General features: G+C 63.5%; 20 protein-coding genes. 7 read left to right on the forward strand and 13 right to left on the reverse strand.

The features are described from left to right. Positions 1 to 95: 95 nt before the first annotated feature. A complete protein-coding gene (locus tag SB753_RS02490; protein ID WP_214880281.1) occupies positions 96 to 1,559 on the reverse strand; it encodes a M20 family metallopeptidase in 1,464 nt (487 codons plus the stop codon). Between the two features lie 329 nt (positions 1,560 to 1,888). On the opposite strand from SB753_RS02490, the gene SB753_RS02495 reads away from it, so the two are divergent. Continuing rightward, on the forward strand, positions 1,889 to 2,200 hold the full coding sequence (locus tag SB753_RS02495) for a superinfection immunity protein (protein ID WP_087754900.1): 312 nt from the start codon (positions 1,889 to 1,891) through the stop codon (positions 2,198 to 2,200). A 38-nt stretch (positions 2,201 to 2,238) separates the two neighbouring features. Here the strand turns inward: SB753_RS02495 and SB753_RS02500 are convergent, their stop codons facing one another. The 7 genes from SB753_RS02500 to SB753_RS02530 form a co-directional block, all read right to left on the reverse strand. Beyond that, positions 2,239 to 2,508, reverse strand: coding sequence for a YodC family protein (locus SB753_RS02500; RefSeq protein WP_020067965.1), 270 nt, complete (start codon positions 2,506 to 2,508; stop codon positions 2,239 to 2,241). 481 nt (positions 2,509 to 2,989) lie between these two features. Next, entirely contained in the window at positions 2,990 to 4,600 is a 1,611-nt protein-coding gene (locus tag SB753_RS02505) for an MFS transporter (protein ID WP_410798800.1), read from the reverse strand. A gap of 30 nt (positions 4,601 to 4,630) precedes the next feature. After that, entirely contained in the window at positions 4,631 to 5,278 is a 648-nt protein-coding gene (locus SB753_RS02510; RefSeq protein ID WP_410798801.1) for a TetR/AcrR family transcriptional regulator, read from the reverse strand. A 263-nt stretch (positions 5,279 to 5,541) separates the two neighbouring features. After that, positions 5,542 to 5,967, reverse strand: coding sequence for a VOC family protein (locus SB753_RS02515; protein ID WP_410798802.1), 426 nt, complete (start codon positions 5,965 to 5,967; stop codon positions 5,542 to 5,544). 117 nt (positions 5,968 to 6,084) lie between these two features. Beyond that, positions 6,085 to 6,672: a flavin reductase family protein gene (locus SB753_RS02520; RefSeq protein ID WP_020067990.1), complete on the reverse strand. Its 588-nt coding sequence runs from the start codon at positions 6,670 to 6,672 to the stop codon at positions 6,085 to 6,087. Between the two features lies 1 nt (position 6,673). Continuing rightward, entirely contained in the window at positions 6,674 to 7,408 is a 735-nt protein-coding gene (locus SB753_RS02525; RefSeq protein WP_410798804.1) for a GntR family transcriptional regulator, read from the reverse strand. Beyond that, the gene (locus SB753_RS02530) at positions 7,405 to 8,346 is read right to left on the reverse strand and encodes a polysaccharide deacetylase family protein (RefSeq protein WP_410799605.1); all 942 of its coding nucleotides are present in this window, start codon (positions 8,344 to 8,346) and stop codon (positions 7,405 to 7,407) included. Before SB753_RS02530 ends, SB753_RS02525 begins: the two co-directional genes overlap by 4 nt. A gap of 301 nt (positions 8,347 to 8,647) precedes the next feature. Between SB753_RS02530 and SB753_RS02535 the strand changes: the two genes are divergently transcribed. From SB753_RS02535 to SB753_RS02550, 4 genes are read left to right on the forward strand one after another with little or no spacing between them, the layout of a single operon-like run. Further along, a complete protein-coding gene (locus tag SB753_RS02535; protein WP_408173177.1) occupies positions 8,648 to 9,703 on the forward strand; it encodes an ABC transporter ATP-binding protein in 1,056 nt (351 codons plus the stop codon). A gap of 44 nt (positions 9,704 to 9,747) precedes the next feature. Beyond that, on the forward strand, positions 9,748 to 11,049 hold the full coding sequence (locus SB753_RS02540; protein ID WP_410798806.1) for an ABC transporter substrate-binding protein: 1,302 nt from the start codon (positions 9,748 to 9,750) through the stop codon (positions 11,047 to 11,049). A 31-nt stretch (positions 11,050 to 11,080) separates the two neighbouring features. Then, a complete protein-coding gene (locus SB753_RS02545) occupies positions 11,081 to 11,995 on the forward strand; it encodes an ABC transporter permease (protein ID WP_020067995.1) in 915 nt (304 codons plus the stop codon). 1 nt (position 11,996) lies between these two features. Next, the gene (locus SB753_RS02550) at positions 11,997 to 12,893 is read left to right on the forward strand and encodes an ABC transporter permease (RefSeq protein WP_020067996.1); all 897 of its coding nucleotides are present in this window, start codon (positions 11,997 to 11,999) and stop codon (positions 12,891 to 12,893) included. A gap of 42 nt (positions 12,894 to 12,935) precedes the next feature. On the opposite strand, the gene SB753_RS02555 is transcribed toward SB753_RS02550, so the two are convergent. The 5 genes from SB753_RS02555 to SB753_RS02575 form a co-directional block, all read right to left on the reverse strand. Next, on the reverse strand, positions 12,936 to 13,649 hold the full coding sequence (locus SB753_RS02555; protein WP_020067997.1) for a TetR family transcriptional regulator: 714 nt from the start codon (positions 13,647 to 13,649) through the stop codon (positions 12,936 to 12,938). Between the two features lie 75 nt (positions 13,650 to 13,724). Then, positions 13,725 to 14,642 (reverse strand): ABC transporter permease, encoded by a 918-nt coding sequence (locus SB753_RS02560; RefSeq protein WP_020067998.1) that lies wholly within the window; start codon positions 14,640 to 14,642, stop codon positions 13,725 to 13,727. Next, positions 14,639 to 15,757: an ABC transporter permease gene (locus tag SB753_RS02565; protein WP_410798808.1), complete on the reverse strand. Its 1,119-nt coding sequence runs from the start codon at positions 15,755 to 15,757 to the stop codon at positions 14,639 to 14,641. Before SB753_RS02565 ends, SB753_RS02560 begins: the two co-directional genes overlap by 4 nt. Next, positions 15,754 to 17,334 carry an ABC transporter ATP-binding protein gene (locus SB753_RS02570; protein ID WP_288824152.1) on the reverse strand — a complete coding sequence of 527 codons (1,581 nt, stop codon included), beginning with the start codon at positions 17,332 to 17,334 and terminating at the stop codon, positions 15,754 to 15,756. The genes SB753_RS02565 and SB753_RS02570 overlap by 4 nt, the downstream gene beginning before the upstream one ends. Then, positions 17,331 to 18,356 carry a BMP family protein gene (locus SB753_RS02575; RefSeq protein WP_020068001.1) on the reverse strand — a complete coding sequence of 342 codons (1,026 nt, stop codon included), beginning with the start codon at positions 18,354 to 18,356 and terminating at the stop codon, positions 17,331 to 17,333. Before SB753_RS02575 ends, SB753_RS02570 begins: the two co-directional genes overlap by 4 nt. Before the next feature lie 196 nt (positions 18,357 to 18,552). Between SB753_RS02575 and SB753_RS02580 the strand changes: the two genes are divergently transcribed. Both SB753_RS02580 and SB753_RS02585 read left to right on the forward strand, forming a co-directional pair. Next, on the forward strand, positions 18,553 to 19,359 hold the full coding sequence (locus SB753_RS02580; protein ID WP_410798809.1) for a cysteine hydrolase: 807 nt from the start codon (positions 18,553 to 18,555) through the stop codon (positions 19,357 to 19,359). After that, the gene (locus SB753_RS02585) at positions 19,356 to 20,507 is read left to right on the forward strand and encodes an amidase (RefSeq protein WP_410798811.1); all 1,152 of its coding nucleotides are present in this window, start codon (positions 19,356 to 19,358) and stop codon (positions 20,505 to 20,507) included. Before SB753_RS02580 ends, SB753_RS02585 begins: the two co-directional genes overlap by 4 nt. Positions 20,508 to 20,516 lie beyond the last annotated feature (9 nt).

Consider the following 20,516-nt stretch of genomic DNA (forward strand, 5'->3'; position numbering starts at 1 on the left):
GGCGTTAGTTAGTTAGTAATGGCAACGCAATAAAGGCAACGCAATAATGGCACCGCAAGCGGAACGGGAGCCGTAACAGGCCGGCAAAAAAACGCTCAGGGCGCGGCGGCGATCACCTGCGCAACCGCGGCCGTGAGCTTCTTGCCGTACGGCACGTGCAAGAACTCGTTAGGCCCGTGCGCATTCGACTTCGGTCCGAGCACGCCGCATACCATGAACTGCGACTTCGGAAAGCCTGCCTTCAGTACGTTCATCAGCGGGATGGTGCCGCCCTGCCCCATGTACGCGACGTCGGCGCCGTAATGTTCGCGCGATGCATTGTTGAGCGCGGTTGCGAGCCAAGGCGCAAGATCGGGCGCGCTCCAGCCGCTCGCCGCTCCGGCGTCCGGCTTGAATGTCACCTTCGCGTTGTACGGCGGGTCGAGTTCCAGCAGCGCCTTGAGTTCCGCAACGGCCTTTTCCGCTTCGATCAGCGGCGGCAGACGCAGCGACAGCTTGAACGCGGTGCGCGGGCGCAGCACGTTGCCGGCGTCGGCGAGTGCGGGCAAGCCGGCGGCACCTGTCACCGACAATGACGGACGCCACGTCGAGTTGAGCAACGCCTCCTTCGGATCGGTCGTGGTGGGCAGCACCTGACGGCCGTCCTGGCCGCATGCCCACGGCAGCTTCTTCCACACGTCGTCGCCGAGAATTTGCGCGGTGGCTTCGGCTTCGCGCAGACGGTCGGCGGGAATCGGACTGTGGAACCCCTTGGGCAGCAGGGTTCCGTTAGCGGAGTCTTCCAGACGGTCGAACAACTGCCGCATGATGCGGAAGCTCGACGGCGCAATACCGCCGTAGCCGCCTGAGTGAATGCCTTCGTCCAGCACCTGCACTTCCAGGTCGCCGGCGACGAGCCCGCGCAACGACGTGGTGAGCCACAGCTGATCATAATTGCCCGCTCCGGAATCGAGGCAGACGACGAGGCCGACATTGCCGAGCCGTTCGCGCAATGCGTCGACATAAGGCAGCAGATCGTAACTGCCCGACTCTTCGCAGGTTTCGATCAGCCCGACGCAGCGCGGCCGCTCGACACCTTGCGCGTCCAAGGCGGCGAGCGCGGTGATGCTCGCGTAGATCGCATAGCCGTCGTCGGCGCCGCCGCGGCCGTAGAGCTTGTCGTTTTCGAGCTTCGGCGTCCACGGGCCGAGGTCCTTGCGCCAGCCGTCGAATTCCGGCTGCTTGTCGAGGTGGCCGTACAGCACGATGGTTTCATCGCTACCTGAACGTGTTGCCGGCGTCTCGAAGAAAATCACCGGCGTGCGGCCCGGCAGCCGGACGATCTCGAGTTTCAAGCCGCGTACAGGCTGCTGCTCGACCCATTGTGCGGCGTCGGTGATCACGCGTTCAAGGTAACCGTGCTTGACCCACTCGGGATCGAATGCCGGGCTCTTGGCCGGCACCGCAATGTAGTCGGTCAGCGCAGGCACGATCTCGTCGTTCCATTTGCGGTCCACGAATTCGCGGAGCGTGTCGGGGTTCAGGCGTTCAGCCTGCTGGGTCGTATCGTCGGAGATCATGATGGCGGTCCGTAACAGGGTTCGGTTTCGTTCGAGCGAAACGAACATGATAGTCCTGATGCCCGCGGTGCTGAAGTCCTCGTCGCACGTCGGTGTGCTGTGGGGCGTGCAGTAGTGCGTGCCGTGGGCGTGCTGTCGGACTGCTGGACGGCGGCGTGCACCACCGGCGTCTGCATCGCCATGCTTTCATTCAGGCTGCACGCGTCAGACAATCGCGCGACAATTAGTGAATGAACTGCGGGTGAATGAACTGCGGGTGCAGGCCCGCTCGGTAAGCGCAGCATAGACTTGGCCACCGCGAGGCGAGCCGTATTTCCGGGAGGCGACATATGAATGACACGGCCGTCGTTCAGATCATCGCCGTGATGATCGCGCTGGCGCTGTATTTCCTGCCGGCGATTCTGGCCGATCGGCGCAAACGCGTCGACGTGCTGACGCTCGCGCTATTCAACGCGTGCCTTGGGTGGACCGTTCTTGGATGGCTGCTCGCGCTCTACTGGTCCTTGCAGCCGAACCCGCCGAAGAACCTTGCGGGCGACGTGGAGGAACAACGCAAGGTGGTGCGCATGCGCGCGTTTTCGTCCGCGCTGTTGCTGCGCGTGCAACGGCGCAGCACAACGCGGAATGGCTCGCAGGAGTAAGCCCGGGAAAGCGGCAGCAGAAGCAGAAACAGCAGCCGTTATGCCGCGCGGCCTATCCGGTTCCACTGCACGGAGCCCGCCGGAATGGAACGCGGCTCGGCGCGCACGCTGGAAGGCGCGAATACTTCGCGGCGCAGTTCGCCGTGGTCGTCGAACCACTCGCAGATCAGCCAGTCGCCGGGATTGAGCGCCACCGGGCCCGCATACGTAACAGTCATGCGCGGGCCGCCGTCTTTCAACGTGACCACGTCGCCGATTGAGAACCGGGCGGGAGGCGGTGTAAGCGTGTCAATGGTAGCGGTCAGCATATCAATCCTCTACGGAACCGTTAGCAGTATTCAAGTCATTGCGCCGTCTATCGACTAAGACCTATTGAGGGATACCTCTAAACGCGTTCAGATTAACAATCGAAATTAAATACGGCAAGTGCTTTTTATTGATACCGATTTCATAAAACCCGGAAAGACAATTTGACGCACTGCAATGCCGGGTTAAACCGGAGCGGCCTCCGCGCCGCGCCGCAGCCTTGACGGTGCGGCAACGCACAGACCGCAAGACTTACTGCTCCAGCGCTGGCGTCGAGTAGAAAATGCATGGCCCAAAATGCTTCATTACTGAAACAATTTTGAATGTCGGGCGGTCGCCTTCCATTTGCCTCGCGGCGCCGAATTACCTGTGAACTACTCAATCACCGGTAAATGCAATCGTAATTAAAATGAATTCCGTGTGAAAAGCATAATGATTTTCCCGGAGACACAGCTATGAAAACGATTACCTGCGCGGCAATTTTCAAGCGGCTGCGGCGGCCCGCCGCAACGCGAGTTGCTGGTGCCGCACGAGCAGCACGCTCAAGCCGATGCAGACGAACATCAGCACGGCGTTGATCGCGAGACTCAGCTGGAACGCGTGGGCGTAGCGGGCAGGCGCCGCCTCGGCGCCGGCCGCTCCCACCGCGCCGAAGAACGCGCCGCTGATAGCGGCCGTGCCGAACGCCGAGCCGATCTGCAATGTCGACGAGATTACGCCCGACGCGAGCCCTGCTTTTTCGGGGGCGACCTCCAGCAGCACGATGCGCATGATCGACGGCAGCAGCAAACCCTGACCGACTCCCGCGCATACCAGGCCGGCGTAGAACGGGAGGTCCGGCGCGGCGCCTGCGGCTGCTCCTGCGGCACAGCCTGTGACCGTGAAGCCTAGCGTCATCATGGAAAAGCCGAGCGTGAGAACATGAGCGCCGATGCGCTTGACCACCGCGGGCGACGCGAGCGGTCCAATCACGAAGCCAATGGCGAACGGCATGATCGCGATACCTGATGCGAGCGGCGTCCAGTGCAAGCCCGTTTGCAAGAAGATGCCGTAGGTCAGGAAGAATGCGCTGTTGCAATAGAAGAGGAACGCGAGCACCAGGCCGAGCGCGAACGCGCGGTTGCGGAACAGTTGCAGATCGACGAGCGGATGGCCGCCGCGGCGCTCCACACGCCGCTCGGTGGCGACGAAGAGCGCGAACGCGGGCACGGCGAGCGCGAACATCGCGAAGGTCCATGCGGGCCAGCCGGCTTCCCGGCCATGCGTCATTGGATAGATTATGAGCAGCAGCACGGCTGAGAGCAGCGCGACGCCCTTCAGATCGAGGCCGGTGTGCGTAGCCGGCTGGTTCTCGGGCACAAACTTCCATGTGCCGAGAAACGCGGCGATCCCAATCGGAATATTGATCAGAAAGATGACGCGCCAGTCGAGCCCGAACGGGTGATAGGTAATCAGCGCGCCGCCGCCCAGTTGCCCGACGATCGACGAGAGGCCGAACACGAAGCCGTAAAAGCTCATCACGCGCGTCTGCTGATGCAGCGGCACGACCGCGCGGATCGTCGCGAGCACTTGCGGCGCCATGATCGCCGCCGCCATACCCTGCACGATGCGCGAGATCACGAGCATGTGACCGCTGGTCGCAAAACCGCACAGCGCCGACGCGACCACGAACGCGGCCATGCCCGTCATGAACATGCGGCGCCGGCCGAACAGATCGCCGAGCCGCCCGCCGGTGATGAGCAGCACCGCGTACACGGACGAATAGGCTGACACGACGAGTTGCAACTGCGCGTCCGTCGCGTTCAGACCGACGCGGATCGACGGCAGCGCGAGGTTGACGATGAAGTAGTCGAGCGGCGCAAGGAAAGCGCCGACGAACAGCACTGCAAGCGCAAGCCCCTGACGTTCGAAACGCGGCGCCGGCTGTTCGCCGGCCGGCGCCTTTCGGGCTGCGGCGCCGGCAGCGCTTGTCATCGCGGCGGTGGCAGCGACGGAGCCGGGGCAAACCGCGATGCTCTCAGCCGGCCAGGCTTTTGCGACGTCCGCATCGGCGAAGGTCGCAGCTGAGGGAGATCCATTTCGTTCCGATTTCATGACTGAACGTTCAATAATTCGGCAAAAAAATTAGACGAGGGCTCGCATTGCGACATCGACGATGCCGATCAAAGCGTCTTCCCTATGGGCGACTCGCCCGAGTACGCGCAGACCCTGCATGATGCACAGCAGGAAGTCGCCGACAGCTTTTTCGTCGAGCGTCGACTTGAATGCGCCGCTCGCCTGGCCGCGGATCACCGACGCCGCCAGCAACGTCGCCATTCGGCGTTGAACCGCGGCAACGCGGCTGCGCAGTTCCTCGTCGCCGGGTTGCATTTCGAGGGTGGTATTCGTAATGAAGCAACTGCGCTCGCCCGTCAGTGCACATGCAACGCGCGCGTAATGGAGCAACGCGTTGCGCAGCGCCTCTTCAGGCGGCACCGGCGCATTGAGGCGCTCGGCGAGACGCGCGACCGAGCCCTCGGCGTAATGGTCCAGCGCGGCGAGCATGATGCCGTGCTTGTCGCCGAACACGCCATACAGGCTGCCGCGCAACAGGCCGGTGGCCTTGCACAAGTCCTCGATCGAGGTGGCGTGGTAGCCGTGGTTCCAGAACACCTGGCTCGCGCTCGCGAGCACGGCCTCGGTGTCGAACTCGCGCGGGCGGCCGCGCGCGCAGACCTCGCCTTTCTTCGATGAAGGCTTTGACGAAGATTGCGGATGACCGGTTGATTTCATTTCACGGATATTATGACTAACCGTTCAATAAAGCAAATCCGGGGTTTCATAGGGAGGCATGGGTCGAATGTGCGGGCAATGGACCCGAAAAATGAAAGTCATTCGCATCGGAGGGCGAGCTTGCGATCGTCTTGCCGACCGTTTGACTCTCAGGCCTAAGCCTCGCTGCCATCGATTCGGATAGTGACGCCTAGTTCGAACAACAGATCGAAGTTGTCCAAACACAATGTAGCGAGAATGGGAGCGCGAAGATCGTCGCCGACCTACCCAACGGTTTTGACCGACTGCTTGTGACTAAGCCCAGCCCCCACCTCGTATAACTCCAGTGGAAGCCCATCAGGGTCCGCGAAGAAAACGAGACGCCTGTTTGTATATTCGTCGATGCGTACGTCCTCAACCAGAACTCCCTTAGATTCAAGCAACGCTTTACATACATCTACGTCGCTGACACCAAAAGCAAGATGACGCAAGCCACACGCTTCCGGATAGGACGGTCGAAGCGGCGCATCCGGAAACGAAAACAGCTCGACCTGCGATCCGTCGGGAAGCATAAGGTCCAGCTTGTATGACTGACGATGCTCCCTGTAGTGCTCGGCCACGATCTGAAGGCCAAGAATCTCCGTGTAGAAGCGGCGAGACACCTCGTAATTCGAACAAATGATTGCAGCGTGATGAATGCGGAGAAGCATGATAGTTGGCCAAAACGATTGCAGACGATATGAAAGGACTGTACCGACCTTCCTTCCGCTTCTGCAAGCCCTTGTTCGGCATGGCCGGTGCGCATCGGGTCGTGGCAGCGACCCGCATCACAATTGGAAGCGATCGCGTGTCGTGACATAGTCGCTCGCGCCGAAGCGGCCCACCGGAAAGTAGTGCTGCAATCGCACTCGCCACGTTTCGATGTCGATCAACTCGTCCCGCACGTGCAGCATCAGCACCTTGCCGATAAAGATGTGGCGGCTCGGCGTTTCAAGGGTCTCCCACAGCGCGCATTCGAACGCGACGGGCGCCTGCGCGATGCGGGGCGGCTTCACGCGCGTCGACGCCATCGCTGAAAAACCCACCTCATCGAGTTCGCTGATGTCGGGCGCAAAGCGCTCGCCGCACCGATGCATCTGCTGCGCAATCGGCTCGTCGGCGAGATGCACGACGAACTCCTTTTCGCGCGGAATGTTCACGGCGGTGTCTTTCAGCGTGCCGTCTGCCAGCCGGTTGATACTCAACATGACGATCGGCGGTTCCTCACCAACCATGTTGAACATCGAGAACGGCGCCGCATTGACGGTGCCGTCCGCGCCAAGCGTGGTCACGAGCGCGATGGGCCGCGGCACGATCAGACTCGCCATCAGCTTGTAGCGCTGATATTCGGTGATCGCTTCGAAGTCGATTTGCATGTCATTCCGTAGAGGTTGATCGATGCGGTTCGATGCCGAGCAGATGCGCAAGCCGCTTCGTTCCCGGCATGTCCGATGTCTCGATGCGCGCTTCCAGACTTTGCAGATGCGCGGTCATATGCGCAATCGCGGCTGCCGCATCGCGCGATTCGAGGCAGTCGAGAATAGCCGTGTGCTCGTCATGCTCGCAGGGCGCATTGCCCACCCGCTCGTAGGCGCCGACAATCAGCGAACTGCGCGAGATCAGCTCCGTCAGATAGCGCTCCAGAATCGCATTGCCGGACAGTGCGGCGATACGCAGATGGAATTCGCTGGCAAGCCGCGCCCACGACGGCTGATCGAAGCGATGCATCGCTTCGTGTTCGTCGGCAAGCTGCTTGCGCAGTGCGCTGATGTCCTCGACGCTCGCGCGCTGCGCCGCAAGCTCGACGAGCGCCCGTTCGACCGCACGCCGCGCCTCGAAAATTTCGCGCGTTTCCTCGCGCGTCGGTTGCGCGATCACCGCGCCTTTGTTCGGGCGCAATACGACGACGCCGTCATGAGCGAGCTTCTCCAGCGCGCGCCGCACCACCGCGCGGCCCACGCCGAACAGCGCGCACAGTTCCGGCTCGGGCAGCTTGGTACCGGGCGTAAGCCTCTGATTCAATACCCCTTCGAAGATCGACTGATAGATCCGTCCATCCGCGCTCACCTCGTCGCGCTGGCCGTGCCGCGCAACCGCACGCACGGTGCTCATGCGGCTTGCGCCGGTGCGGGCACGGCCTCCTCGACATGACGCGCAATCGCGCCGGGCGTGGTGAGCCAGATGTCGTCGCGCGCGTTGGCAACATGCGCGAGCGCTCGGCGCAAATGCCGCAACCGGTATGGCTGGCCGACGATGTACGGGTGCAGCGCAATCCCCATCACGAGCGCCTGAGACTCGCGCGTACGCTGGGTCTGCTCGAGCATTTCGTCGAACTGGTCGACGATCATGTCCGCGAAATCGCGCATGTCCATCTGCCGCGCCATGATCATCGGCAGATCGTTCAACTCCTGCGGATAGGGAATCGACCAGAGCGGCCCCGCGCTCGTGTGCATGCGCACGGGGCGATCGTCGTGACACCAGTTGAGCGTGTAGCGATAGCCCGTTTCCGCAAGCAGGTCCGGCGTCGCATGCGACTCCGAAATCCACGGTGACAGCCAGCCTTGCGGCACGACACCGGAACACTCGCGGATGCGCGCGCGGCAATGCGCGAGCAGCGCGCGCTCGTCGTCCCGATCCAGATCGCTTTGACGCTGCGCGTTCGTGTGGCCGTGAGCAATCAGTTCGTCGCCGCGCGCCACGCATGCGTCGATCAGCGCGGGGCAGTGATCGTACAGCGACGTATTGATGAGCGTGCCCGCCGGCATGTCGAGCGAGTCGAACAATTCGATGCACCGCCACGCGCCGACGCGGTTGCCGTACTCGCGCCAGCTGTAGTTCAACACGTCAGGCTGTGGCGACAGCGGCCCGAGCGCCGCGCCCAGCCCTTCGCCGAACGCAAAGTGCTCCAGGTTGAAGCCAAGGTAGACCGCGAGCCGCGCGCCATTCGGCCAGGCGTAGCCGTTGCCTTCATGAACCGGCTGATAGTCGAACCGGCCATGTGTCTTTAGGAAACCCAACGAAGCACACGGCTCTCGCTTGTCGTCGTTCATTGTCACGTGTGAATGATCCGGTTTGGTTAGTTCGTGCCCCAATCCGAACGGAATCTGCACTGCGATCGCACACGGAATGCATCGGCAAGTGCTGACGATCGGGGCCTGCAATCGTGTGCAATATGTGCGCCAACGTGTCGACACATGCGGTCAGCAGGCACGGTGGCGCTCGTTGCCGGTCCCGCACGCGGTCGACACCATCGCGAATGGCATACGACTTGCAAAAGCCCCCGGGCTGCATGCGCCGTGCCCCTGCACGCTCGCCGTATTCCACTCGTGTCTACACTCAGGACAAACCTTCATGGTTCAGCCGGCATCCACTGTGGTTCATGCAAGCCCAGCCGACATCGAGCTCGTGCATGTATCGAAGCGCTATGGCGATTCGCTCGCCGTGAACGCCATCGACCTGCGCATTCCCGGCGGCGCTTATTGCTGCCTGCTCGGTCCGTCGGGTTGCGGCAAGACCTCGACGTTGCGCATGATCGCGGGTCACGAGTCGGTGTCCGACGGCGACGTGCTGATCGGCGGCCGCAATGTCACGCGCGAGCCGCCTGCCTCGCGCGGCACGGCAATGGTCTTTCAGAGCTATGCGCTGTTTCCGCATCTGTCCGCGCTCGACAACGTCGCGTTCAGCCTCAAGATGCGCGGCGTCGCCAAAGAGGTGCGCAGAAACCGCGCCGGCGAACTTCTCGAACTCGTCGAGATGTCAGCCTATGCGCACCGCAGGCCCGCAGAGCTTTCGGGCGGCCAGCAGCAGCGCGTCGCACTCGCGCGCGCCTTGCTCAACGAACCGCGCTGCCTCCTGCTCGACGAACCTCTCTCGGCGCTCGACCCCTTTCTGCGCGTGCAGATGCGAGCCGAACTGAAACGCTGGCAGAAGGAACTCGGCATTACCTTCGTGCACGTCACGCATTCACAGGAAGAAGCGATGGCACTCGCCGATCTCGTGGTGGTGATGAGTCACGGCCATATCGAACAGACGGGCACACCGTTCCAGGTCTTCAACCAGCCGCGCACGGAATTCGTCGCGCGCTTTCTCGGCGGTCATAACGTGCTCGGCGCGAATGGTCGGCTCTTCACCGTACGGGCCGACCGTCTGCGCATCGCGCCGCAAGGCGTCACGCCCGGCACGAGTGCGAGCGAAAGCGGCTTGAGCCGCATCGGCGGGCTCGCGTGCACGGTGCGCGAAGCGGAGTACCAGGGCACGCACCTGCGCATCACGCTCGATCCGCTGGATGGTTCGCCCGCGCTGGTCTCGCTGATGAGCGACGCCGACTACGACCCGCAACGTCTCGGACCGGACGCGCGCGTGACTGTCTGGTGGGACGAGCAGAACGCCCATCCGCTCGCGGCGTAATGCCCAAAATCACAACCCAACGATAATCCTTCGAGGAGAAAGCAATGAACGACGACAAGCTGGCAGCACCCGCGCAACACGTTGAAGAAGAGACCGTCAGCAAGGGCATGTCACGCCGCACGTTCGTCAAGGGCGCCGTCGCGGCGGCGGGCATCGCGGGCTTTCCGTATGTGCACGCACAAGAAAAAATCACGCTGCGCTACCTAGGCACGGCCGTCAACCAGAGCGCGGAGATCGCAAAGAAGTTCAAGGCAGACACGGGCATCGAAATTCAATACATCCCCGTGACCACCGACGACGTCACCAAGCGCATCATCACGCAACCCAATTCATTCGATATCGTCGACACCGAGTACTTCGCGCTCAGAAAACTCATTCCCGCGGGCACGCTCGCGGGAATGGACGCGAAGCGCATCAAGCTCGCCGACAAGATCACCCCCGTGCTCACGAAAGGTGAAGTGGACGGCAAGAAGATCGGCGATCAAGGCACCGCGCCGAAAAAGGTGATGTTCCTCAAGGGCGCGCGCTCGACGGAGTTTTCCACCACGCCGACGGAATGGATGACGCTCATCCCGACCACGTACAACGCCGACACGCTCGGCATTCGCCCCGATCTGATCGCCCGTCCCGTGACGAGCTGGGCAGACCTGCTCAATCCGCAATTCAAGGGCAAGGCCGCGCTGCTGAACATTCCCGCCATCGGCATCATGGATGCGGCCATGGCGATCGAAGCGACGGGCCGCGTGAAGTACGGCGACAAGGGCAACATGACCAAAGCCGAAATCGACCAGACCATCAAGATACTGATTGAAGCGAAGCGCGCCGGCCAGTTCCGCGCATTCTGGCGCGACTTCAACGAGAGCGTGAACCTGATGGCCTCGGGCGAAGTCGTGATCCAGTCGATGTGGTCTCCCGCCGTCACGAAAGTGCGCACGATGGGCATCGCCTGCAAGTTCCAGCCGCTCAAGGAAGGCTATCGTTCATGGGCATCGGGCTTCGGCTTTCCGCGCTCGCTGCAGGGCAAGAAGCTCGACGCGGCGTATGAGTTCGTCAACTGGTTTCAGGACGGCTGGGCGGGCGCCTATCTGATGCGCCAGGGCTACTACCCCGGCGTCACGGAAACGGCGAAGTCGCATATGCAGGCCTACGAATGGGACTACTGGATGGAAGGCAAGCCCGCCGCGCAGGCCATCAAGGCGCCCGACGGACAGCTGCTCGAAAAGGCGGGCAGCGTGCGCGACGGCGGCTCGTACAACCAGCGCATGGGCGCCATTGCGTGCTGGAACGCCGTGATGGACGAGAACATCTACATGGTTCAGAAGTGGAACGAATTCATCGCGGCATGACGGTCCTCACGCATCAGCCCGGAGTGTAACGATGGCCTCGGTCGACTATCTGCAGCAAACGAAGCGAATGCCCGCGCGCCATCGACGCGTGAGCGCCTGGCTGCAAGCCACGCCGCTCACGCTGACGTTCGCGTTCTTCTTCATCGTGCCGCTCGTGATCACGTTGATCGTGAGCTTCTGGGACTTCAACGAGTATCAGATCATCCCGGCCTTCACGTTGAAGAATTACGCGGCGATATTCGACGGTTGCGGCTCGCTGACGGATGTGTGCGTCACCTTCAAGACCTACTGGTCGACGCTCAGGTTCTGCGCGATCGTCTGGGCGGTGACGCTCGTGCTCGGCTTCGCGATCGCGTATTTCCTCGCGTTTCACGTTCGCACGACCGCGATGCAGACGGTGCTGTTTCTCGTCTGCACCATTCCGTTCTGGACCTCCAACGTGATCCGCATGATCTCGTGGATTCCGCTGCTCGGCCGCAACGGGCTCGTCAATCAGGCGCTGATGTCCGCGCATCTCGTCGATCAGCCGCTCGACTGGCTGCTGTATTCCAGCTTCTCCGTCGTGCTCGCGTTCGTGCATCTGTACACGTTCTTCATGATCGTGCCGATCTTCAACGCAATGATGCGCATCGACCGCTCGCTGTTCGAAGCCGCGCGCGACGGCGGTGCGAGCAGCTGGCAGGTGATCCGCGACGTGGTGTTGCCGCTGTCGAAGACGGGCATCGTGATCGGCTCCATTTTCGTCGTCACGATCGTGATGGGCGACTTCCTCACCGTCGGTGTCATGGGCGGGCAGCAGATCGCTTCGGTGGGCAAGATCATCCAGGTGCAAACGGGATATCTGCAATTCCCCGCCGCGGCAGCCAACGCGATCATTTTGCTCGCCGTGGTGCTCATGATCGTATGGACGCTGACGCGCGCGGTCGACATCAGAAAGGAACTGTGACATGCGACTTCTCGCCCGCCACCGCGAGCAGCGGCCCGCGAGCTTCTACTGGCTCGCGCTGCTCTTCGGGCTCTTCGTGCTGTTTCTGTATGGCCCGGTCATCACGATCTTCATTCTGTCTTTTCAGGGTCCCGAGGGCGGCTTGACCTTTCCGATGCGCGGTGTGTCGCTACACTGGTTCGCCGTCTTGCGCGACGGCGTCGGCGATGTCGATATCTGGGCCGCATTCGGGCGTTCAGTCAAACTCGCTCTTGCCGTCACCGTGTTGACGGTCCTGTTCTCGGTGAGCGCGGGCCTCGCATTCAGGCGCCGCTTTCGCGGCGACACGGCGGTTTTTTACGTGTCGGTCGCGAGCCTCATCATGCCGTCGATCATCGTGTCGCTCGGCATCGGGCTGACGTTCCGTCTGCTCGACACGCTCATCAAGTATCTGGCGAACGCGTGGGGCTTCCAGTCGTTCGCGGACGGCTGGACGACGTCGATGGGTCTCTACACGTCCGCGCTCGGCGCGCATCTCACCTGGACCCTGCCGTTCGGCCTGCTCGTGATGTTCGCCGTGTTCAACCGCTTCAATCCCGCATTCGAAGAAGCCGCGCGCGATCTCGGGGCCTCGCCGTGGCAATCGTTCAAGAATGTCGTGCTTCCCATCATCGGGCCCTCCGTCATCGGCGTCGCGATGTTCGGCTTTACGCTGTCCTGGGACGAAATCGCCCGCACCTCGCAGGCAATCGGCGATCAGAACACGTTGCCGCTGGAATTGCAGGGCTTGACGACATCGGTGACCACCCCCGTCATTTACGCGCTCGGCACGATGACGACCCTGATCTCGCTGCTGGTAATGATTGGCGGGCTGCTCATCGCGAGGTCGATCGCGCGCAAGCGGGCAAGCGTTCGTTGAAGCGCGCCGCACGCAACCTGCGGCATCCGCTCAGGCATCCGCTCAGGCATGCGCCGCCAGTTCCGGCACGTGTGCGCCGGCGAGAAACGCGCGCACCAGTTCGTGCGCCTGCGCCTTGTGCGCAGCCTGCCATGAAGGCTCGAGCATTTCCGTCGCGAACATGCGAGAGAGCGTGTACGCATTGGACTTGTGAAAGTACGCGAGACTCACGAGCGTCACGTACATGTGCAGCGGGTCGATCCCCTTGCGCAGCGTGCGCGCGGCCTCGCCGCGCTTGAGCAGCGTGCGCAGCTTGTCGAGCACGGGCGACGACATCTCCGGAATGGCCTTCGAACGTTTCAGGTAGCGCGCGCGGTTGAGGTTCTCCCACGACAGCAGACACAGCAGTTCGGGGTGCGCGGCGAAGTGCCCTTCGATGAAATCGTAAAGCTTGATGATGCCCGCTACGGGTTCGACCGTTTGCACGTCCGGCGCAACGGCGAGTTCGGCTTCGCGCAGCCGCTCGAGCACATGCTCCAGCACTTCGACGTACAGCATCTCCTTGCCGCCGAAGTAGTGATAGATCATGCGAATGTTGACCTTCGCGCGGCTCGCGATGCCTTCCACGCGCGCGCCGCTGAAGCCTTTGTCGGCGAACTCCTTGATCGCGATCCGGAAGATGCGCTCGCGTGTCTTCGCCGCAAGCTGCTGGCGACGCGTTGGCGCTTCCTTCGTGTCCCGGGAGCGTGCGCTGGATGCAGGGGCGTTGCGTGGCATGGTATCGATCAAAGTGGGGAGATGGCGCGGCGAATCGCTATGGTACTCCGCCGCGCCCCGAGCGCTCGCACCGTGTCAGCGCCGGAACGGCTGGGTGAGCGCGGGCGGCGCGGACTGGCGGCCAATCAGGCCGGCCACGGCCACCAGCGCGAGCAGATACGGCAGCATGATCAGCAGCGCCGTCGGCACATGCAGGCCGAACATCGGCAGCTGGAATTGCATGGCCGTCGCCGCCCCGAATAGCAGGCACGCAAGCGCCGTGCGGCCGACCTTCCAGTTGCCGAAGATGATCGCGGCAATCGCCAGATATCCTGCGCCGTTGGTCATGCCTTCCGTGAACGTGTGAATATCGCCGATCGACAGAAAGCAGCCCGCCGCCGCCGACATCACGCCCGAGAACACCACGGCGCCGTAGCGGAGCCGCGCGACGCCAAGTCCGGACTGATCCACCGCACGAGGTGCGACGCCGGTCGCATGCAGCGCGACGCCCAACGCCGTGCGCCGCATCACGACGGATGTGCCGATCAGCACGGCAAGCCCCGCATACAGCAGCCAGACCTGCCCGAAGACCGGTTCGCCGAGCACGGGAATCTTGCCGAGCACGGGCGGCGACCAATGCGCGAGCCCCGGGATCACCGCGCTCGACCGTTCGCCGAATATCTTCCGGTACGCGAGCGTGGTGCCGCCGAGCGCCAGAATGTTGATGCCGATGCCCGTCACGATCTGGTTCGCGCGCATCGTCACACTGAGAAAGGCCTGCAGCAGCGCGAGCGGAATCACACCGAGCATGCCGCACAACAAGCCGATGACGGGATTGCCCGTGAGCCACGAAAACGTCGCGCCGAGAAACGCGCCCGTCAGCATCATGCCTTCGACGCTCATGTTGAGCACGCCCGCGCGCTCGCTCACGAGTTCGCCCGTCGAGGCGAGCATCATCGGCGCAGCAAGGCGGATCGACGCGCCCGCGAATACCGCGAGAAGTTCGAGATTCATTGCCGTGCGTCTCCCCTGTCGAGCCACATCGCGCCGCCTGCGAGCGCGATCGTGACGATGCCCTGCACGATCAGCACGAGCGCCGACGGCACCTGCGCGATCATCTCCATGTTGATGCCGCCCGAGCGCAGAAAGCCGAACAGCAGCGCCGCCGCGAACACGCCCGTGATCGAACCGCGCGCGAGCAGGCCGACCACCAGGCCGTCGAAGCCGTAGCCCGACGAGAAGCCTGCTTTCAGCGAGTACTGGTCGCCTTGCAGCATCAGTGCGCCGGCGAGGCCGCTGAACGCACCGGCGAGCGCAAGCGCGCCCACGATCGACGAGGTGATCGGCAAGCCCGCGCGTTTTGCCGCGATCGCGTTGAGGCCCGCGGCGCGCAGCGACAGTCCGAAGCGTGTGCGCGTGAGAAGAATTGCCGAAGCGAACGCGAGCGCGACGCTCACCGGCAGGCCGATATTGAGGTTCATGCCGCTCGCGGCGAAGATCGCCGGGAGCTTGGTCAAGTCGGGGATTTCGAGCGATTCGGGCAGGGTCGCCGCGTTGCTCATCGGCTGGCGCAGCAAGGCTTCGCTCTGCACGCACCAGTAGAGCAGCCACACGGCGATGAACGACAGCAACAAGGTGCTGATCACTTCATTGGTGCCCGCCTTCGCTTTCAGCACGCCAGGCACGCCGCCCCACACCGCGCCCGCCATCGCCGCGCCCAGCATCGGCACGATGAACGACAGGCCCATCGGCAGGTGCGAGCAACCGCCGTAGAGACTCAACGCTGTCGCGACGATGCCGCCAATCGCGATCTGTCCTTCGCCGCCCACGTTGGTGAGCTTCGCGCGGTTCGCGATCACAAAGCCCGTGCCGACGAGCGCGAACGCGAGGCTGCGATTGATCGACGCGCCGATCGCATAAGGCGAGCCCCATGCGCCGTCGGCAAAGGCGGCGAGCGCATCGCCGACAGGCACGCCCATCAGCGCGATCAACAGAAGCGCGGCAAGCATCGCGACGGCCACGGCCGCTGCGATCACGCCGGCGACGCGCCAATGCGGCAAACGCGTGCGCCAGCCTTGCGCGCCGTGCGCGGCGCCAAACAAGGTCTGCGACTTCATATGCGGATTCATGAAGGTTCTCCCGCGCCCGCCATCCATGCGCCGATGCGGCCGCGATTGCTCGCCTCGGGCGTGCAGGTGCCCATGATGCGGCCGCGATACAGCACGACGATGCGATCGGCGACGCTCATCAGTTCGTCGAGTTCCGAGGAAATCAGCAACACGCCCACGCCGCGATCGCGCGCGGCGCGAATGTGCGAGTACACGGCGGCGACCGCGCCGACATCGAGTCCGCGCGTCGGCTGCGCGGCGAGCAGGAACAGCAGCGGATCGAGCGTCAGCTCGCGCGCCAGCACGGCCTTCTGCTGATTGCCGCCGGACAGCCCGCCGAACAGCGCGTCGGGCCCGCTTGCCCGCACGTCGAAGCGCTGCATCAGGTCCAGCGCGGCGGCGCGCATCGCACGGCGGCGCAAAAAACCGGCGCGCGTGTAGCGATCCAGATGATTGAGCAGCAGGTTGTCGGCGACACTCATGCCCGTCACGCAGCCCACCGCGTGACGGTCTTCCGGCACGATGCCCACGCCCGCCTGCGTGAGTTCGCGCGGGCTCGCATGCGTCATGTCTTGCCCCGCAACGAAGAAGCGTCCCGCAGATGCGCTCGCCATGCCCGCCAGCACCGCACCGAGTTCGCTTTGCCCGTTGCCCTCCACGCCCGCTATGCCGACGATCTCGCCGCGATTCACGACGAGCGTGCAATGCTCAAGACGCGTGACGCCTTCGGCATCGCGCGCGCTCAGTCCGTCGATCTGCAGCACTTCTTCCGTGAGCGGCCGCGAATACGGCGAGCGCGATTCCGCAAGCGACAGGCGGCTAGCCATATCGTCGTCCGTCTCGCCGCGCTCGTGATCCGGACGATGAATCATCGCGTGCACGAGCCGATCGATCTCCGCCGATGGCGCCGCCGAACGCGCGACCACCCGGCCCGACTGCAACACCGTCGCGTGCGTGGCGATCCGGCAGATCTCCTTCAGTTTGTGTGTGACCAGCACCACGGCGCAGCCCCGCTTCGCGACACGCTCACAGGTATCGAGCAAGGCGTCGATCTCGGCAGGCAGCAGCACCGCCGTCGGCTCGTCGAGCAGCAGAAGACGCGGTTCGCGCATCAGGCACTTGACGATTTCGATGCGCTGCCGCTCGCCCACCGACAGATCCGCGACCTTCGCATCGAGCTGCAACGTCAGCCCGACGCTCTCCAGCACTTCGCGCAGCCGCGCCGCCTCGCGCTGACGGTTGAGCCAGCCGCGCGCCTGGCCGAGCAGCAGGTTGTCGAGCACGCTCGCGTCGTCGACGAGACTGAAATGCTGATGCACCATCGCGATGCCGTGGGCCAGCGCCTCGCGCGGATTCTTCGGGCGATAGGGCGTGCCATTCACATGCATCGCGCCCGCATCCGGCTGATGAACGCCGAAGATCACGTTGCACAGCGTCGACTTGCCCGCGCCGTTTTCGCCGAGCAGGCAGTGCACATCGCCCGGCATCAGGTCGAGCGACACGCCTTCGAGCGCGGTAAACGAGCCAAAGTGCTTGCCGATATCCGTCAGCGAGAGAATCGGCTCCGCGCGCGCGGCGGCAGCAGCGAGCGCGCTCATCCTTCGGAAACCTTGATCTTGCCGCTCAGGATGTCTTCTTCGATCTGCTTGAGCTTCGCATCCATCGCGGGTGTGGATTTGCAGATCACCATGCCGGAGGCCTTGGGCCCCATCGCGAGGCCGAACGCCTTGTAGCCCGGCTGCCACTGCCCCTTTTCGAGCTGCTCGATCGCGTACTGCGCCTGATAGCCGACACCCGTGATGCTGTACGCGACGTACAGCGGATCGCTGCCGCAACGGTCCGTATAGCTGCCGATGATATGCGTGTTCTTCTCCTTGGCCGCCTGCTCCAGCCCGCGCAAACCGAGATTGAGAATGTGGTAATGCACGTCGGCGCCCTGCGCGACCGCAGCGGCGGTTGCTTCACGCGCTTTCGCGACGTTGTCGAAGTCGCCGGTATAGGCCTCGAAGTACTTCACCTTCGGGTTCACGTAATGCGCGCCGTTGCCGAACTCCTTGCCTGCGTTGACGATAGACGGAATCTCCATGCCGCCTACATAGCTCACCGCGCCGTTCTTCGACAGCATCGCGGCGGCAGCGCCCGCGACGAATGCGATTTCAGCCTGCTTCACGTCGTACCCGGCCACGTTCGGCGGCATGTTGTCGCCCTTGTTGCCGCCGACGATCGAGAACTTCACATTGGGAAAGCGCTTTGCGATCTTCAGCACGGCGGCCTGCGTCTGTCCGCCGATGCCGATCACCAGTTGATTCCGGCTCGCGAGATTCGTGAGCGCCTGCTCCATGTCCGCGTAGTTGATGTTCTCGATGACCTGCGTCTTCAGCTTCGGGCCGAACTCTTTCTGCGCGGCCACGACGCCGTCATAACCCGATTCCATCCAGCCCTTGTCGGTCTTCGAACCGGGAATCAGCACGCCGACGCGCATCGCGTCATCGGCGGCGTGCGCGGCGGGAATGAAGAACGAAGGCGCGGCGAGCGCGACGATCCCTGCCGTGACGAGGCAGCGGGACACGAGATGGCGGCGCAGTCTCGCACGCGATGCCTGTTGTGAACTGACCATCATTGGCACTCCTTTTGCGTTGAATTTCGGTAAGTAGGTTATTCATGACTGAAATGCACGTTGCAACTTCGATGCCAATGCGCGATCCGTCGCGCCCGAAACGCCAGGCGCTCGCCGTGTGGTTGATCGGGCGGACACCGTGCAAGGCAATCCTCGACCGACGTTCGAACAACACCCGCAAGACGCTCCGGAGAACTCCATGAACCTCGCTGCAAACCCAGACCTGGCAAGCACGGAAGGCACACTCGGCGCCTTCGCTCACACGCGCTGGACCGCGACCGGCACGCTCATCGACATGGCTGCGCCGACGCCCGCGCCGCGCATTGGCGTGCTCGATTCCGAACCGCAAAAAGTGCGCTTCGACATCGGCAGATCGGCGCTCGTGATCATCGACATGCAGAACGACTTCTGCACCAAAGGCGGCTGGGTCGATCACATCGGGGGCGATTTCGGTGCGGATCGTGCGCCGATTGCACCGTTGCAGCGCCTGCTTCCCGTGGTGCGAAACAGTGGCGTGCCGGTGATCTGGGTCAATTGGGGCAACCGGCCCGATCTCGCCAACATGCCGCCGAACCAGCTTCATCTCTACAAGCCGACAGGCACCGGCGTCGGCCTCGGCGAGCCCTTGCCGGAGCATGGCGCGCGGGTGCTCGAGAAAGATTCGTGGGCCGCCGCCGTGGTCGACGAACTGAAGATCGAGCCGCAGGACATCTGCGTGGACAAGTACCGCATCAGCGGCTTCTGGGACACGCCGCTCGACAGCATCCTGCGTAATCTCGGCACGCGTACGGTGTTCTTCGCTGGCGTTAACACCGATCAGTGCGTAATGCACACCCTGACCGACGCCAACTTCCTCGGCTATGGCTGCGTGATGCTGAGCGATTGCTGCGCGACCTCGTCGCCCGCGTTCTGCACGGAGGCGAGCATCTGGAACGTGAAGAAGTGCTTCGGCTTCGTCGCGGATTCGCTGCAATTCGGCGCTGCGCTCGAAGGGGCCGCCGCATGAGCGCGTTCATTCCAGGCACGCGCTTGCGGGTTGGCGCGACGATGAGCGGTCCGCTCGACGGCTTGCGTTTTGCCGTCAAGGATCTGATCGACGTTGCGGGTGCAACGACCGGCGGCGGCAATCCCGACTGGCTCGCCACCCATGGGCCCGCGCCGCGTCACGCGCGCTGCGTCGCCCGGCTGCTGGCAGCGGGCGCCAGCGTGGACGGCAAGACCATCACGGACGAACTCGCCTACAGCCTCGAAGGCGTCAACGTGCATTACGGCACGCCGCTCAATCCGCGCTGGCCGCACGCGTTGCCGGGAGGATCGTCGAGCGGCTCGGCGTCAGCCGTCGCGAGCGCCGATGTGGACTTCGCGCTCGGCACGGACACCGGCGGCTCGGTCCGCGTGCCCGCCGCGTTCTGCGGGCTCTGGGGTATCCGGCCGTCCTACGATGCCGTGGCGCTCGAAGGCGTGTTGCCGTTTGCGCCGCGCTTCGACACGGTCGGCTGGTTTGCGCGCACGGGCGAAATGCTCGCGCGCGTCGCGGACGTATTGCTCGATGGAGCGCCTGCTGTGGAGGCGCCTTTGTCTCTCGTACATTGCAAGGAAGCATTCGAGGCCCGCGCAGCTAACGAGCCCGACGATGCACAGCGCCTGCGCGATCTCCTCCCAACGCGCGACGAGGTCGAAGTCTTCGCGGGTGAGCGATCGCGCTGGCTGCACGTGTACCAGCAATTGCAGGACGATTCGATCGCTGCGTCGCTGGGCGCGTGGATCGACGCGAACGCGCCGCGCTTCGGCGCCGACATCGCGGCACGCTTCGCGCGCCTCAAAACGCTTGACGCCGCCGAAGTCGAACGCTGTCGCGCGATGCGCGAAGCGTTCGCGCAACGCATCGAGCGAATCGTGGGCGATGCGCTGATCGTGCTGCCGACCACACCACGTTCGCTGTTGAGCAAACAGGAAAGGCCTGAACTGATCGACGCGTTCTATCGCGACGCGCTCACCATGAACACGATCGCCGCGTTTGCAGGCTTGCCTCAAGTCAGCGTGCCCGTCGCGAACGACAGCGAACGTCCGCTCGCGTTGTCGCTGATCGGGCCTCGCGGCAGCGACCGTGCGTTAATCGCTCGCGCGCGCGAACTCTTCCCCACTCTTTCGTGAACGGATACG

Origin of the sequence: Paraburkholderia sp. SIMBA_053 (assembly GCF_046534895.1) — a bacterium.
Lineage (GTDB): Bacteria > Pseudomonadota > Gammaproteobacteria > Burkholderiales > Burkholderiaceae > Paraburkholderia > Paraburkholderia caledonica.

Coding starts and splice junctions, on each gene's coding strand:
- SB753_RS02490 (WP_214880281.1), bottom strand. CDS start 1,559: ATGATCTCCGACGATACGACCCAGCAGGCTGAACGCCTGAACCCCGAC.
- SB753_RS02495 (WP_087754900.1), top strand. CDS start 1,889: ATGAATGACACGGCCGTCGTTCAGATCATCGCCGTGATGATCGCGCTG.
- SB753_RS02500 (WP_020067965.1), bottom strand. CDS start 2,508: ATGCTGACCGCTACCATTGACACGCTTACACCGCCTCCCGCCCGGTTC.
- SB753_RS02505 (WP_410798800.1), bottom strand. CDS start 4,600: ATGAAATCGGAACGAAATGGATCTCCCTCAGCTGCGACCTTCGCCGAT.
- SB753_RS02510 (WP_410798801.1), bottom strand. CDS start 5,278: ATGAAATCAACCGGTCATCCGCAATCTTCGTCAAAGCCTTCATCGAAG.
- SB753_RS02515 (WP_410798802.1), bottom strand. CDS start 5,967: ATGCTTCTCCGCATTCATCACGCTGCAATCATTTGTTCGAATTACGAG.
- SB753_RS02520 (WP_020067990.1), bottom strand. CDS start 6,672: ATGCAAATCGACTTCGAAGCGATCACCGAATATCAGCGCTACAAGCTG.
- SB753_RS02525 (WP_410798804.1), bottom strand. CDS start 7,408: ATGAGCACCGTGCGTGCGGTTGCGCGGCACGGCCAGCGCGACGAGGTG.
- SB753_RS02530 (WP_410799605.1), bottom strand. CDS start 8,346: ATGAACGACGACAAGCGAGAGCCGTGTGCTTCGTTGGGTTTCCTAAAG.
- SB753_RS02535 (WP_408173177.1), top strand. CDS start 8,648: ATGGTTCAGCCGGCATCCACTGTGGTTCATGCAAGCCCAGCCGACATC.
- SB753_RS02540 (WP_410798806.1), top strand. CDS start 9,748: ATGAACGACGACAAGCTGGCAGCACCCGCGCAACACGTTGAAGAAGAG.
- SB753_RS02545 (WP_020067995.1), top strand. CDS start 11,081: ATGGCCTCGGTCGACTATCTGCAGCAAACGAAGCGAATGCCCGCGCGC.
- SB753_RS02550 (WP_020067996.1), top strand. CDS start 11,997: ATGCGACTTCTCGCCCGCCACCGCGAGCAGCGGCCCGCGAGCTTCTAC.
- SB753_RS02555 (WP_020067997.1), bottom strand. CDS start 13,649: ATGCCACGCAACGCCCCTGCATCCAGCGCACGCTCCCGGGACACGAAG.
- SB753_RS02560 (WP_020067998.1), bottom strand. CDS start 14,642: ATGAATCTCGAACTTCTCGCGGTATTCGCGGGCGCGTCGATCCGCCTT.
- SB753_RS02565 (WP_410798808.1), bottom strand. CDS start 15,757: ATGAATCCGCATATGAAGTCGCAGACCTTGTTTGGCGCCGCGCACGGC.
- SB753_RS02570 (WP_288824152.1), bottom strand. CDS start 17,334: ATGAGCGCGCTCGCTGCTGCCGCCGCGCGCGCGGAGCCGATTCTCTCG.
- SB753_RS02575 (WP_020068001.1), bottom strand. CDS start 18,356: ATGATGGTCAGTTCACAACAGGCATCGCGTGCGAGACTGCGCCGCCAT.
- SB753_RS02580 (WP_410798809.1), top strand. CDS start 18,553: ATGAACCTCGCTGCAAACCCAGACCTGGCAAGCACGGAAGGCACACTC.
- SB753_RS02585 (WP_410798811.1), top strand. CDS start 19,356: ATGAGCGCGTTCATTCCAGGCACGCGCTTGCGGGTTGGCGCGACGATG.